The organism is Pseudomonas sp. NPDC087612 (assembly GCF_044743505.1).
Lineage (GTDB): Bacteria > Pseudomonadota > Gammaproteobacteria > Pseudomonadales > Pseudomonadaceae > Aquipseudomonas.
This window is the reverse complement of record NZ_JBIUWO010000004.1, coordinates 277,509-291,336: the sequence shown is the minus strand read 5'-3', so window position 1 is coordinate 291,336 and position 13,828 is coordinate 277,509. Positions and strand designations below refer to the sequence as shown.

Here is a 13,828-nt window from a genome sequence, read left to right as displayed (position 1 = left end):
GAGGTATTTACAAACAACCATGAATGTAAGTATATTCCTTAGCAAGCTATTTATCCACTCGACAGCATTTTTTATAGCGCACCCTTTCCATTATTCTTGAGCGTCTTCAGCTCTTGCGACCCGAGGATCTTCATGCAATTCAAGCCAGCTGTTACCGCTCTGGTTTCCGCCGTCGCCCTGGCAACACTGCTCAGCGGCTGTAAAAAGGAAGAGGCGGCGCCTGCGGCGCAAGCTCCTCAGGTCGGCGTCGTGACCCTGCAAACCCAAGCCTATACCCTGACATCCGACCTCCCCGGCCGTACCACCGCGTACCGCATCGCCGAGGTTCGCCCACAGGTCAACGGCATCATTCTCAAGCGTCTGTTCAAGGAAGGCAGCGAGGTCAAAGACGGCCAGCAGCTGTACCAGATCGACCCGTCGGTGTACGAGGCGACCCTGAACAGCGCCCAGGCCAACCTGCAATCGACCCGTTCGCTGTCAGAGCGTTACAAGCAGCTGGTCAACGAACAGGCTGTCAGCCGCCAGGAATACGACGACGCCCAAGCCAAACGTTTGCAGGCTGAAGCCTCGCTGCGCAGTGCCCAGATCGACCTGCGCTACACCAAGGTCCTGGCGCCCATCAGCGGCCGTATCGGCCGCTCTTCGGTAACCGAAGGCGCGCTGGTCAACAACGGCCAGGCCGACGCCATGGCCGTTATCCAGCAGCTCGACCCGATCTATGTCGACGTCACCCAGTCCTCGGCCGAGCTGCTCAAACTGCGCCGCGAGCTGGAAAGCGGCCAGTTGCAGAAGGTCGGCGACAACGCCGCCAAGGTCACCCTGACCCTGGAAGACGGCAGCACCTACGCCAAGGAAGGTCGCCTGGAGTTCTCCGAAGTCTCGGTCGACCAGACCACCGGCTCCGTGACCCTGCGCGCCGTGTTCCCCAACCCCGAGCACAACCTGCTGCCCGGCATGTTCGTACATGCGCGCCTGGCTGCCGGGGTCAACAGCGCCGCCATCCTCGCGCCGCAACAGGGTGTGACCCGCGACCTCAAGGGCCAGCCGACCGCGTTGATCGTCAACAAGGACAACAAGGTCGAGCTGCGTCAGCTCAAGGCCAGCCGTACCGTCGGTAGCGACTGGCTGATCGAGGAAGGCCTGAACCCGGGCGACCGCCTGATCACCGAAGGCCTGCAGTTCGTCAAGCCGGGCGTCGAGGTCAAGGTCAGCGAAGCCACCAACGTCAAGCCTGCCCAGCCAACCCAGGCCAATGCAACGACTGCAGGGGCCAAAGGGGAGTAAACCATGTCGAGATTCTTTATCGATCGCCCGATCTTTGCCTGGGTGATCGCCTTGGTGATCATGCTGGTCGGCGCCTTGTCGATCCTCAAGTTGCCGATCAACCAGTACCCGAGCATCGCGCCGCCGGCCATCGCCATCGCCGTGACCTACCCGGGCGCTTCGGCGCAGACCGTGCAGGACACCGTGGTGCAGGTGATCGAGCAGCAGCTCAACGGTATCGACAACCTGCGTTATGTGTCGTCGGAAAGTAACTCCGACGGCAGCATGACCATTACCGCGACCTTCGAGCAGGGTACCAACCCCGATACCGCGCAGGTCCAGGTGCAGAACAAGCTCAACCTGGCCACCCCGCTGCTGCCGCAAGAAGTGCAGCAGCAGGGTATCCGCGTGACCAAGGCGGTGAAGAACTTCCTGCTGGTGATCGGCCTGGTGTCCGAAGACGGCAGCATGTCCAAGGACGACCTGGCCAACTACATCGTCTCCAACATGCAGGACCCGATCTCGCGCACTGCCGGTGTCGGTGACTTCCAGGTATTCGGTGCCCAGTACGCCATGCGCATCTGGCTCGATCCGGCCAAGCTGAACAAGTATCAGCTGACGCCGGTCGACGTGCGTACCGCGGTGGCCGCGCAGAACGTCCAGGTGTCCTCCGGCCAGCTCGGCGGCCTGCCTGCACTGCCGGGTACCCAGCTGAACGCCACGATCATCGGCAAGACCCGCCTGCAGACCGCCGAGCAGTTCGAGAAGATCCTGCTCAAGGTCAACCGTGACGGCTCCCAGGTGCGCCTGAGTGATGTCGCCAAGGTCGGCCTGGGTGGTGAAAACTACGCAATCAGCGCCCAGTTCAACGGCAAGCCGGCCTCTGGCCTTGCGGTGAAACTGGCCACCGGCGCCAACGCCCTGGATACCGCCAAGGCCCTGCGCCAGACCATCACCGACCTGGAACCGTTCTTCCCGGAAGGCATGAAGGCGGTGTTCCCGTATGACACCACGCCAGTGGTGACCGAGTCGATCAGCGGGGTAATCCACACCCTGATCGAAGCGATCGTGCTGGTGTTCCTGGTGATGTACCTGTTCCTGCAGAACTTCCGCGCCACCATCATCACCACCATGACCGTACCGGTGGTATTGCTGGGTACGTTCGGGATCCTTGCGGCGTTCGATTTCAGCATCAACACCCTGACCATGTTCGGCATGGTACTGGCCATCGGCTTGCTGGTGGACGATGCCATCGTCGTGGTGGAGAACGTCGAGCGGGTGATGTCCGAAGAAGGGCTGTCACCCAAGGAAGCGACCAAGAAGTCCATGGGCCAGATCCAGGGCGCCCTGGTCGGTATCGCCCTGGTGCTGTCGGCGGTACTGCTGCCCATGGCCTTCTTCGGCGGCTCCACCGGTGTGATTTATAAACAGTTCTCGATCACTATCGTCTCGGCCATGGCCCTGTCGGTACTGGTGGCACTGATCTTCACCCCGGCGCTGTGCGCAACCATGCTCAAGCCGATTGCCAAGGGCGAGCACCACGTTGCCAAGCGCGGCTTCTTCGGCTGGTTCAACCGCAACTTCGACCGCAGCGTGCGCAGCTACGAGCGCGGCGTCGGCAACATGCTGCGGCACAAGGCCCCGTACCTGCTGGCCTACCTGCTGATCGTGGTCGGCATGATCTGGCTGTTCACCCGCATTCCGACGGCGTTCCTGCCTGAAGAAGACCAGGGCGTACTGTTTGCCCAGGTGCAGACCCCGGCCGGTTCCAGCGCCGAGCGCACCCAGGTGGTGATCGACGAGATGCGCAGCTACCTGCTCGACAAGGAAGCCGATACCGTTGCCTCGGTGTTCACCGTCAACGGCTTCAACTTCGCCGGTCGCGGCCAGAGCTCGGGCATGGCCTTCATCATGCTCAAGCCATGGGGCGAACGTTCGGCCGAGAACAACGTGTTCAACCTGGCCAACCGTGCCCAGCAGCACTTCTTCAGCTTCCGCGACGCGATGGTGTTCGCCTTTGCCCCGCCTGCGGTACTGGAGCTGGGTAACGCCACCGGTTTCGACGTGTTCCTGCAAGACCGTGCCGGTGTCGGCCACGAAAAACTGATGCAAGCGCGTAACCAGTTCCTCGGCATGGCTGCGCAAAGCAAGATCCTCTCGGCAGTGCGCCCGAACGGCCTGAACGATGAACCGCAGTACCAGCTGACCGTCGACGACGAGCGCGCCAGTGCCCTGGGCGTGACCATCGCCGACATCAACAACACCCTGTCGATTGCCCTGGGTGCCAGCTACGTCAACGACTTCATCGACCGCGGCCGGGTCAAGAAGGTCTACATCCAGGGTGAAGCCGGTGCACGGATGAGCCCGGAAGACCTGCAGAAGTGGTTCGTGCGCAACGCCGCTGGCGAGATGGTGCCGTTCTCCTCCTTCGCCAAGGGCGAGTGGATCTACGGTGCACCGAAGCTGTCGCGTTACAACGGTGTAGAAGCCATGGAAATCCTCGGTGCACCAGCCCCTGGCTACAGTACCGGTGAAGCCATGCTTGAGGTCGAGCGCCTGGCCGCGCAACTGCCGGCGGGTATCGGTTACTCATGGACGGGCCTGTCGTACGAGGAGCGGCTGTCCGGCTCCCAGGCGCCAGCGCTGTACGCCCTGTCGCTGCTGATGGTGTTCCTGTGCCTGGCAGCGCTGTATGAAAGCTGGTCGATCCCGATCGCGGTCATGCTCGTGGTACCGCTGGGGATCATCGGTGCGCTGCTGGCCACCAGCCTGCGCGGGTTGTCCAACGACGTGTATTTCCAGGTGGGTCTGTTGACCACCATCGGCCTGGCGGCGAAGAACGCGATCCTGATCGTCGAATTCGCCAAAGAGCTGCACGAGCAGGGCCGCAGCCTGATCGACGCGGCCATCGAAGCCTGCCGGATGCGTCTGCGGCCGATCATCATGACCTCGCTGGCGTTCATCCTCGGCGTGGTACCGCTGGCCATTTCCAGCGGTGCAGGCTCGGGTAGCCAGCATGCGATCGGTACCGGGGTGATCGGCGGCATGATCACCGCCACGGTACTGGCGATCTTCTGGGTGCCATTGTTCTTCGTAAGTGTGTCGTCGCTGTTCGGTAGCAAGAAGCCCGAAGAAGACGCCACCCCTGAAACTCCACGCTATGAGGCCGGGCAATGAGTAAGTCCCTGTTGTCCCTGGCAGTAACCGCTTTCATTCTTGGCGGCTGCTCGCTGATCCCTGACTACCAGACCCCGGAATCGCCGGTGGCCGCGCAGTGGCCGCAAGGCCCTGCCTACTCGCCGACCGAGTCGGCCGAGGTGGCCGCCGCCGAACAGGGCTGGCGTCAGTTCTTCCATGACCCGGCGCTGCAGCAATTGATCCAGACTGCGCTGGTCAACAACCGCGACCTCAAGGTCGCGGCGCTGAACATCGATGCCTACCGTGCGCAATACCGCATCCAGCGTGCCGACCTGTTCCCGGCGGTTTCGGCCAATGGCAGCGGCAGCCGCCAGCGGATGCCGGCGAACATGTCGCAAACCGGCGAATCGGGCATCACCAGCCAGTACTCGGCGACCCTCGGGGTCAGCGCCTATGAGCTCGACCTGTTCGGCCGGGTGCGCAGCCTGACCGAACAACAGCTGGAGAACTACCTGTCCAGCGAAGAAGCCCGGCGCTCGACGCAGATCAGCCTGGTGGCCAGTGTGGCCAACGCCTACTTCACCTGGCAGGCCGACCAGGCACTGCTCAAGCTGACCGAAGACACCCTCAAGACCTACGAGGAAAGCTATCAGCTGACCGCGCGTAGCAATGAAGTGGGGGTGGCCTCGGCTCTGGACCTGAGCCAGGCACGCACCTCGGTTGAGGGCGCGCGGGTCAAGCTGGCGCAGTTCCAGCGCCAGGTTGCTCAGGACCTCAACAGCCTGACCGTGCTGCTCGGCACCGGCGTGCCGGCCAACCTGCCGACCGCGCAGAAGCTCGACAGCGACCTGCTGGCCGAAGTGCCGGCGGGCCTGCCGTCCGACCTGCTGCAACGCCGGCCAGACATCCAGGAAGCCGAACACCTGCTCAAGGCCGCCAATGCCAACATTGGCGCCGCCCGCGCAGCGTTCTTCCCGAGCATCAGCCTGACCGCCAATGCCGGCACCCTGAGCCCGGACATGGGCGGCCTGTTCAAGGGTGGTTCGGGCACCTGGCTGTTCCAGCCGCAGATCAACCTGCCGATCTTCAACGCCGGTGCCCTGCGCGCCAGCCTCGATTACTCGAAGATCCAGAAGGACATCAACGTCGCGAAATACGAGAAAACCATCCAGACCGCCTTCCAGGAAGTCTCCGATGGCCTCGCCGCGCGCCAGACCTTCAACCAGCAGTTGCAGGCCCAGCGTGATCTGGTTGCCGCCAACCAGGACTACTACCGCCTGGCCGAGCGTCGCTACCGCATCGGTATCGACAGCAACCTGACCTTCCTCGACGCCCAGCGTCAGCTGTTCAACACCCAGCAGTCGTTGATCAGCGATCGCCTGTCGCAGCTGGTCAGCGAGGTCAACCTGTACAAGGCCCTCGGTGGCGGCTGGTACGAGCAGACCGGTCAGGCGCAGCAGCAGGCAGCGGTCCAGACGCCGAAAGGCTGAGTCACTGTGCTGTAGAAGAGCCCACCCTTGGCGGTGGGCTTTTTTTTGGCTCTTCACAGAATCCCGGGTTGGGATGTTGAGGCTGCGAGTTTATCCATTCAGTGTGGGGCTGCTGCTGGCCCCTTCCGCCTTTACGGCGGCCTACTTTTCTCTTGGGAAGAAGTAGGCAAAACCGCTTGCTCCTGCATACGGCCCTACGCTGCGCTTCGGGTCCCCTCGCTACGGCACCTTCCGGGGCATCGCGGCCTACGACTTGCTTCGCAAGTCTACATCTCGCGTCTTCGGCTGCCGCCGAAGGTGCTGCGCACCGCCCCTACAGGCACCTACGCTCGGCCTCCTGAAGTCGCTTTTCGCGGCGTCTGGAAGTGCGTGCATGAATATCAAGATCAAGTTGGCGCTTGTTACTGCCGGGTTGCAGGGCCAAGGCAACGAACTCTTCTTTCAGGCTCATGGCATCTCTCGTGTTCCAAGGCATGATGGTTTTCCGGCGAAGTGAGCTCGCCGAAAAGTGTCCACCATGTCTCCGCACACCCGTCAACCATGTGTCCGGTCTCTACACCAAGAACAAAAGGGACCCGCCGTAAGGGCGGAAGGGGCCGGCAGCCGCGCCACATCAAATGGATAAGCTTGCAAACCCAACCACAAAAATCATAGATCTCAGGATTGCATGAAGAGCCTTTTGTAACCCCGGGCCAAGGAATTAACCAAACAGTTACCGTTCGATTATCGCCCAATTCCGCCCGTAACGAATTGATTCATCCCCGCCCGCCGCCGCACCATCGCTTCGCAGCTTTTCCAAAGCGTATTCCCAAAGATCGTAGCCCGGCCTGTGACCTCCAAGCGTCGCAGCGGATGGCTTCGGCTTACATAAAAACAAGAGACAACTGACGATGACCACACCCGCACGACACCTGCTTCCCGGCTTGCTGGCCATGACTTGCGCCCTGCCCGCCCTCGCGGCCGAAGGCGGCTTTGTCGAGGACGCCAAGGCCAGCCTCAACCTGCGCAACTTTTACATCAACCGCAACTTCGTCGACCCGGCCAACCCCCAGGGCAAGGGCGAGGAATGGACCCAGAGTTTCATCCTCGACGCCCGCTCCGGCTTTACTCAGGGCCTGGTCGGTTTTGGCGTGGATGTATTGGGCCTGTACTCGGTCAAGCTCGATGGCGGCAAGGGCACAGCGGGCACCCACCTGCTGCCGGTGCACGATGATGGCCGCCCGGCCGACGACTTCGGCCGCCTGGGGGTGGCGCTGAAGGCGAAGATCTCCAACACTGAGCTTAAGGTTGGCGAATGGATGCCGGTGCTGCCGATCCTGCGTTCCGACGACGGCCGCTCGCTGCCGCAGACCTTCCGTGGCGGCCAGCTCACCTCGCAGGAAATCGCCGGCCTGACCCTGTATGCCGGGCAGTTTCGCGGCAACAGCCCGCGTAACGATGCGAGCATGGAAGACATGTCGATGAACGGCCGCGCGGCCTTCACCTCCGACCGTTTCAACTTTGCCGGTGGCGAATACAGCTTCAACGACAAGCGCACGATGATCGGTTTGTGGAACGCCGAGCTCAAGGACATTTACAACCAGCAGTACCTCAACCTGGTGCACAGCCAGCCGCTGGGCGACTGGACCCTGGGCGCCAACCTCGGCTACTTCATCGGCAAGGAAGACGGCGCCGAGCGCGCAGGCAAACTGGACAACCGCACTGCCTCGGCAATGCTCTCGGCCAAGTACGGCGCCAGTACCTTCTATGTCGGCCTGCAGAAAGTCAGCGGCGACGATGCCTGGATGCGGGTCAATGGCACCAGTGGTGGCACCCTGGCCAACGACAGCTACAACTCAAGCTTCGACAACGCCCAGGAGCGCTCCTGGCAGTTGCGTCACGACTACAACTTCGCCGCCCTCGGCGTGCCCGGGCTGACCCTGATGAACCGCTACATCAGCGGCGACAACGTGCATACCGGCGCCATCACCGATGGCAAGGAATGGGCGCGGGAATCGGAGCTGGCTTATGTAATCCAGTCCGGGACCTTGAAGAGCCTGTCGCTGAAATGGCGCAACTCGACCATGCGCCGGGACTACAGCACCAACGCCTTTGACGAGAACCGGCTGATCATCAGTTATCCGATCGGTATTCTCTGAATCTGCTGCTACGCCAGTTCCCACAGGTATTTGGGACACCTGTGGGAGCGGCGGTGCGACGACTCGACTTGACCCGCGATGGCTTCAAGCCCCGCGAGTCGTGCGGCTGCGCTGCCCGGCAACCCCCACCGGCACATCGCCCTGCAAGGTCACCCGGCGCACCACCCGGCCCTGGGTGCCATAGTCGTCCACTGCATAATGCTGGGTCGCGCGGTTGTCCCAGATCGCCACGTCACCGGCCTGCCAGCGCCAGCGTACGGTGTTTTCCAACCGGGTGACATGGCTTTGCAGCAGGTTGAACAAGTGCGCCGAGTCGCTCTGCGAGTAGCCCTTGATGCGTTTGACGAAGTGCCCCAGCAGCAGGTTTTTCTCGCCGCTGACCGGGTGCACGCGCACCACCGGGTGCTCGGTTTCGTACACCGTCGAGGTGAAGATCTTGCGGTAGTTTTCCAGCTGCTCAAGGCTCACGTTGGGTTTGGCGGCGGCGTAGTCGTACTCGTTGCTGTGCACTGCCCAGAGCTGGTCCGCCAGGGCCTGCAGCTCGGCGGAAAGGTCCTGGTAAGCCGTAGCGGTGTTAGCCCAGACGGTATCGCCGCCGGATTCGGGCGCCACCACCGAGCGCAGGATCGACGCCTTGGGGTAGGCATCGACGAAAGTCACGTCGGTGTGCCAGGAATTAGCCCGGCGCCCTTCGCCGCCATCGAGCTCAAGCAGGTAGCGGGTGCCTTCGCGCACCGGCACGGTCGGGTGGGCGATCGGCTCGCCGAGCAGGTGCGCGAAGGCTTCCTGCCCCTGGTCATCAAGGTGGGTCTGGGCGCGGAAGAACACCACCTTGTACTGCACCAGCGCGGCCTGGATGGCCTCGATCACGGCCGGCTCAAGGTCGGCGCTCAACTGGACGCCACGAATCTCGGCACCGATGCGCCCGGCCACCGGGTGAATCTCCAGGGTATGGGTGACAGGTACTACGGCGCGTGCGGCATTGCTCATGGTTTGACCCTCATCTGGCTAGGTTGCGCTAAGTGCCGATGAAAGCTCTGCTCTATTGATATGCAAATAAGCTCTAACAAATAAGCAGATGCTTCATTGACGGAATAAGAGCTTGCATTTAAAACCTGAGCCTGCGCGGCGGCAAATACCTTCGCCGTATTTTTGGAATGCCGGGAAAGCATATGGATCTTCGCCAACTGCGTTACTTCATCGCCCTCACCGAACACCGCAGTTTTGTCCGCGCCGCCGATGCCATGGGCATCACCCAACCGGCTTTCAGCCGCAGCATCCAGGGCCTGGAACAAGAGTTTGGCTGCGTGCTGATCGATCGCGGCAACAAGGATTTGCGCCCCACCCCCGAAGGCCAGGTGGTGCTGCAACACGCCCTGCGCCTGGTGCAAGGCGCAGCGCAGCTCAACAGCGAGGTGCAGCAGATGACCAAGCTCGATGCCGGCGAGCTGCGCTTTGGCTGCGGCCCGGCGCCGGCAGTGCACCTGGTGCCGCAGGCGGTGGCGCGCTTTCTCGCCGCCCACCCCAAGGTGCGCACCTGCTTCGACGTGGATAACTGGGAAAAACTCAGCCGCGCGCTAAACCGTGAAGAGATCGAATTCTTCGTCGCCGATATCCGCCACTTCGAGGCCGACCCGAACTTCCAGACCCAAGCGCTGAGCCCGCGCCGCGGCCTGTTCTTTTGCCGCCCGGGGCACCCGCTGCTGGCCAAGGACAGCCTGTCGACCAACGACATGTTCGACTACCCGCTGGCCACCACCCTGATCCCGCCGGGGGTGCGCAAGCTGCTGGCCAACCTCAGCGGCAAGACCGACTTCGCCCCACAGGTGCAAACCGAGCACCTGCCGACCCTGGTGAAAATCGTGCTGGGTACCGATGCCATTGGCATCGGCACCGAAGAAGCCTTTGCCGAGGACATCGACCACGGCCGCCTGGTGCGCCTGCACTGGCGCAACCTGCCGGCCAACCTTGATAGCCTCAACGCCCGCTGCGGCATCGTCAGCCGCAGCGGATACCGCCTCTCGCCCGCCGCCCGGGCAATGATCGAAACCCTGGTCAGCCTCGATCGGCAGCCAGAGGTGCAGGTGCTGGCCGGATAGCCTGCGGTGCCAGCCACTGATCGACCTTGAACCCTTTGCGGATCAGCCGCTGCTCGGCGGCCAGGTCCACTGACGCCTGCAATTTGCTCAGGAAGTCGGCATCCAGGGTCGAGGGGAAGATCTTGCTCAGTTGCTCATCCTGCAAGTCTTGCTGGAGGATCGCCGGCGGGTAGCTGGCCAGCCCCGAAACCAGCTGGATATAAGCGTCCTTGTTGTCGTCCTGGGTCAGCCAGTGCACGGCCTGCTGCTGGGCGGCCAGCAGTTTTTCCACCAGTTCGGGATGCTCGTCGACAAAGCGCCCGGAGCCCACCAGCACCGCCTGGACATTGCCGGCGCCGCCCAGGTCGCGGGTATTCAACGGCAGCTCGGCCAGGCCGCGTTGCTTGAGGGCGCTGATGCCGGTCGAGCCCCAAGTGGCGTCGATCTGCCTGGCGGCCAGGGCGGCAATCGCCGCGTTGAAATCCAGGTTGATGACCTTCAGGTCCTTCTCGCTCAGGCCCTGGCTGGCCAGGGCGGCGTCGAACGACAGCTGGGTGGCGGTGCCGCGGAACACCGCCACGCGCTTGCCCTTGAGGTCTTGCAGGGTCTTGATGTTGCTGCCCGGCGCCACCCCCAGGTAGTGCTTGATGCCGCGCCCGGTGGCGGCCAGCAGGCGGGTGTCGAGGCCATTGGCCTTGCCGATGATCGCCGCCAGGTCGCCAAGGTAGGCGAAGTCGACCTGGCCGTTGGCAAAGGCCTCGTTGATCACCGGACCGGCGCCCTTGAAGTAGTTCCATTGAATGTGGATGCCATCGGCGGCGAAGGCTTTTTCCAGCAGTTGCTGGTCGCGCAGCACGTCGGTCACACCGCCACCGGAATGCTGGGTGCCGGCGCTCAGGTCAGGCACGGCAATGCGGATTTCCTTGACCTCGCCAGCCAGGGCCAGCGGCGGCAGCCAGCCGACCACCGCGGCCAGGGCGGGAACGGCAAACAGGTTGAACACACGGTTGATCGACAGGTTCATGGCACGCGACTCCTGGTAATGGTGCGCCCACGCTACCGACAACCCGAACCATTAAATAAATACTAATAAATTACATTTTAATAACTTGTAAGCATAAATACCGCAGCACGTGCCTTGCAGCGTGCCATGCATCAGACACAAGAAAAATATGCTTCGAATGCATTGGCTGCGGGTTATGGCAGCGGCTTTAAATGCAGGCTCTTATCACCTAAACGCATTGAAATTAAACCAGTAATTCAATTTAAGAATAAGCAAATAGCCAATGTGCGGAGGTTTTCCATGGCCCGAGCTTCACTTTTCAGCCTGCCAATGGCAAGCCCCTCAGTCCGGACGCGACTGTTCGACGGCCTGCCCCTGCGCCGCTTGCAAGCCTGGTATCTGCCGCTGTCATTAGCCACATTGTGGTGGCTGGCCAGCCGCAACCAGTGGATGAGCGAACAGATATTGCCGGCACCGAGCCTGGTCTGGCAGAGCGGCCTGGAACTGGCCCAAGGCGAGCTGTGGACGCACCTGGCGATCAGCCTGCAACGCCTGGCCCTGGGCCTGCTGGCGGGTGTCGCCAGCGGCGCCTTGCTCGGCGCCTGGCTGGGGTTCAGCCGTCGCGCCGAACGCCTGGTGCTGCCGACCTTCAATGCCCTGGCGCAGATCCCGACCCTGGCCTGGGTGCCGCTGTTCATGGTGCTGTTCGGTATCGGCGAGGTGCTCAAGCTGGTAGTGCTGGTCAAGGCGATCATCGTCCCGGTGACCCTGCACACCCTGGTCGGCGTGCGCGATGCCCAGCCACGCCTGCGCGAAGCGGCGACGGTACTGCGCCTGCCGCCGCGCCTGTTGATCAGCCGGCTGATTTTTCCGGCGGCCCTGCCGGCCTTTCTCGCCGGCGTGCGCCTGGCCCTGGCCACAGGCTGGACTTCATTGCTGGCGGTAGAGCTGCTGGCCTCCAGTGAAGGCATCGGCTACCTGATGGTCTGGGCCCGGCAGTTGTTCATGCTCGATATCGTCTTCGTCTGCATCCTGGTCATCGGCCTGCTGGGTTTTGTCATGGACCGTGGCTTGGCTTGGCTCGACCGGCGCCTGGTGCACTGGCCGCACCCGCCCAGCGCCGAGCTGCGGGTCTCGCGCTTGCAAGGTGGCCAGCGCCTGCAGGCCCTGCTGCTACCGTTGGCGCTGCTGGTGCTGTGGCAACTGGCCAATCAGCTGGACTGGGTCGACACGCAGATCCTGGTCGCCCCGCTGCAGGTCTTGCACACCACCTGGGACGGCCTGCTTGACGGCTCGCTCAGCGGCGCACTGGCCATCAGTGTCGGCCGGGCACTGGGCGGTTTGCTGCTCGGCGGTGGCCTGGGCTTCGCCCTGGGCCTGTGGCTGGGGCTGTCGACGCCTGCCGAACGCCTGCTCGGGCCCAGCCTGGCCGGCTTGCGGCAGATCGCAATCTTCGCCTGGGTGCCGCTGCTGACCGCCTGGTTCGGCCTTGGTGAACTGGCCAAGTGGGTGTTCGTTGGCCTGGCGGCGTTCTTCCCGCTGTTCATTGCCACCCAGCGGGCGGTGGCCAGCCGTTCGCCACAGCTGGAGGAAGCCGCCCGCGTACTGCACCTCGATCTGCCCCAGCGCTTGCGCCAGCTGGTGCTGCCGGGCGCGGCGCCGGGGATTTTCGCCGGCCTGCGCATCAGCCTGATTTACGCCTGGCTGGGCACCATCGGCGCCGAGTATTTCATGCCTTCGGGCGGCGGTATCGGCAGCTTGATGATCGGCGCCCAGCAACTGCTGCGCATGGACATCATCATGGCCGGGATGCTCCTGGTCGGCCTCACCGGCGCCCTGCTGGGCGCCCTCGGACAACACCTCGAATTGCGCGCCACGCGCTGGAGACGAGCATGAACGCCATCGCCCCTGCCCTGGTCAGTTTCAATCAGGTCGGCAAACACTTCGCCGTTGCTGGCGGCGAACTGGAAGCCATCCGCGACTTCAACCTGCAGATCGCCGACGGTGAATTCGTCGCCATCGTCGGCGCCAGCGGCTGCGGCAAATCCACCCTGCTGCGCCTGCTAATCGGCCTGGACAACGACTATCAGGGGCAGATCCTGATCGATGGCAAGCCGCTCGATGGCATCGGCAGCGAACGCGGCATCGTCTTTCAGGAGCACCGGCTGTTCCCCTGGCTGACGGTTTCGCAAAACATCGCCCTGGGCCTGGTCAACGACCCCTTGAACAACGAGCAGCGCCAGCAACGCATCAACCAGTACATCGCCCTGGTCGGCCTTGAGGACTTCAGCCAGGCCTACCCGCACCAGCTGTCCGGTGGCATGGCCCAGCGCGTGGCGATTGCCCGCGGCCTGGTGGCCAGCCCGCGCATTCTTCTGCTCGATGAACCCTTCGGCGCCCTCGACGCGCTGACCCGCCAGCAGATGCAGGACGAGCTGCTGGCGATTCGCGAGCGCGCGCGCATCACCACCCTGCTGGTGACCCACGATGTCGAGGAAGCGCTGTTTCTCGCCGACCGCGTGGTGGTGCTGGAGCCGCGCCCGGGGCGGATCAAGCGCATCGTCGAGATCGACCTGGCGCACCCGCGCCAACGCGCAAGCCTGGCCTTCCACCGCCTGCGCGAAGACCTGCTGCACGAACTGACCGCCGACGCGCGCTACCTGCCACCGGCGCAGGAACAGATCCGCGACCTGCCCTTGACCTACCTTGCCTACTGAG

General features: G+C 63.1%; 10 protein-coding genes. 8 read left to right on the top strand and 2 right to left on the bottom strand.

All coding sequences use genetic code 11. The features are described 5' to 3' along the window. Nucleotides 1-132: 132 nt before the first annotated feature. From ACIOVF_RS10225 to ACIOVF_RS10205, 5 genes are all read left to right on the top strand, one after another. On the top strand, nucleotides 133-1,284 hold the full coding sequence (locus ACIOVF_RS10225; RefSeq protein WP_258607908.1) for an efflux RND transporter periplasmic adaptor subunit: 1,152 nt from the start codon (nucleotides 133-135) through the stop codon (nucleotides 1,282-1,284). A 3-nt stretch (nucleotides 1,285-1,287) separates the two neighbouring features. Beyond that, a complete protein-coding gene (locus ACIOVF_RS10220) occupies nucleotides 1,288-4,440 on the top strand; it encodes an efflux RND transporter permease subunit (RefSeq protein WP_045197505.1) in 3,153 nt (1,050 codons plus the stop codon). Next, nucleotides 4,437-5,891, top strand: coding sequence for an AdeC/AdeK/OprM family multidrug efflux complex outer membrane factor (locus tag ACIOVF_RS10215; RefSeq protein WP_045197503.1), 1,455 nt, complete (start codon nucleotides 4,437-4,439; stop codon nucleotides 5,889-5,891). Before ACIOVF_RS10220 ends, ACIOVF_RS10215 begins: the two co-directional genes overlap by 4 nt. A 373-nt stretch (nucleotides 5,892-6,264) precedes the next feature. Next, nucleotides 6,265-6,387, top strand: coding sequence for a hypothetical protein (locus ACIOVF_RS10210; protein WP_275559691.1), 123 nt, complete (start codon nucleotides 6,265-6,267; stop codon nucleotides 6,385-6,387). Nucleotides 6,388-6,781: 394 nt separating this feature from the next. After that, the gene (locus ACIOVF_RS10205; RefSeq protein ID WP_371128636.1) at nucleotides 6,782-8,029 is read left to right on the top strand and encodes an OprD family porin; all 1,248 of its coding nucleotides are present in this window, start codon (nucleotides 6,782-6,784) and stop codon (nucleotides 8,027-8,029) included. Between the two features lie 84 nt (nucleotides 8,030-8,113). Here the strand turns inward: ACIOVF_RS10205 and ACIOVF_RS10200 are convergent, their stop codons facing one another. Next, nucleotides 8,114-9,019 carry a TauD/TfdA family dioxygenase gene (locus tag ACIOVF_RS10200; protein WP_258607909.1) on the bottom strand — a complete coding sequence of 302 codons (906 nt, stop codon included), beginning with the start codon at nucleotides 9,017-9,019 and terminating at the stop codon, nucleotides 8,114-8,116. Nucleotides 9,020-9,201: 182 nt separating this feature from the next. On the opposite strand from ACIOVF_RS10200, the gene ACIOVF_RS10195 reads away from it, so the two are divergent. Beyond that, nucleotides 9,202-10,128: a LysR family transcriptional regulator gene (locus ACIOVF_RS10195; RefSeq protein WP_093379941.1), complete on the top strand. Its 927-nt coding sequence runs from the start codon at nucleotides 9,202-9,204 to the stop codon at nucleotides 10,126-10,128. Here ACIOVF_RS10195 and ACIOVF_RS10190 read toward each other — a convergent pair. Beyond that, the gene (locus tag ACIOVF_RS10190; RefSeq protein WP_093379938.1) at nucleotides 10,085-11,131 is read right to left on the bottom strand and encodes an ABC transporter substrate-binding protein; all 1,047 of its coding nucleotides are present in this window, start codon (nucleotides 11,129-11,131) and stop codon (nucleotides 10,085-10,087) included. The two genes, ACIOVF_RS10195 and ACIOVF_RS10190, sit on opposite strands and share 44 nt — an antisense overlap. Nucleotides 11,132-11,410: 279 nt before the next feature. Here ACIOVF_RS10190 and ACIOVF_RS10185 point away from each other — a divergent pair, with 279 nt between their 5' ends. Continuing rightward, nucleotides 11,411-13,006 carry an ABC transporter permease gene (locus ACIOVF_RS10185; RefSeq protein WP_401289182.1) on the top strand — a complete coding sequence of 532 codons (1,596 nt, stop codon included), beginning with the start codon at nucleotides 11,411-11,413 and terminating at the stop codon, nucleotides 13,004-13,006. After that, nucleotides 13,003-13,827, top strand: coding sequence for an ABC transporter ATP-binding protein (locus ACIOVF_RS10180; protein ID WP_045197491.1), 825 nt, complete (start codon nucleotides 13,003-13,005; stop codon nucleotides 13,825-13,827). The genes ACIOVF_RS10185 and ACIOVF_RS10180 overlap by 4 nt, the downstream gene beginning before the upstream one ends. Nucleotide 13,828 lies beyond the last annotated feature (1 nt).

What these genes read in the sequence shown, in the direction of transcription:
- ACIOVF_RS10225 (WP_258607908.1), top strand. Translation starts at nt 133, where the DNA reads ATGCAATTCAAGCCAGCTGTTACCGCTCTGGTTTCCGCCGTCGCCCTG.
- ACIOVF_RS10220 (WP_045197505.1), top strand. Translation starts at nt 1,288, where the DNA reads ATGTCGAGATTCTTTATCGATCGCCCGATCTTTGCCTGGGTGATCGCC.
- ACIOVF_RS10215 (WP_045197503.1), top strand. Translation starts at nt 4,437, where the DNA reads ATGAGTAAGTCCCTGTTGTCCCTGGCAGTAACCGCTTTCATTCTTGGC.
- ACIOVF_RS10210 (WP_275559691.1), top strand. Translation starts at nt 6,265, where the DNA reads ATGAATATCAAGATCAAGTTGGCGCTTGTTACTGCCGGGTTGCAGGGC.
- ACIOVF_RS10205 (WP_371128636.1), top strand. Translation starts at nt 6,782, where the DNA reads ATGACCACACCCGCACGACACCTGCTTCCCGGCTTGCTGGCCATGACT.
- ACIOVF_RS10200 (WP_258607909.1), bottom strand. Translation starts at nt 9,019, where the DNA reads ATGAGCAATGCCGCACGCGCCGTAGTACCTGTCACCCATACCCTGGAG.
- ACIOVF_RS10195 (WP_093379941.1), top strand. Translation starts at nt 9,202, where the DNA reads ATGGATCTTCGCCAACTGCGTTACTTCATCGCCCTCACCGAACACCGC.
- ACIOVF_RS10190 (WP_093379938.1), bottom strand. Translation starts at nt 11,131, where the DNA reads ATGAACCTGTCGATCAACCGTGTGTTCAACCTGTTTGCCGTTCCCGCC.
- ACIOVF_RS10185 (WP_401289182.1), top strand. Translation starts at nt 11,411, where the DNA reads ATGGCCCGAGCTTCACTTTTCAGCCTGCCAATGGCAAGCCCCTCAGTC.
- ACIOVF_RS10180 (WP_045197491.1), top strand. Translation starts at nt 13,003, where the DNA reads ATGAACGCCATCGCCCCTGCCCTGGTCAGTTTCAATCAGGTCGGCAAA.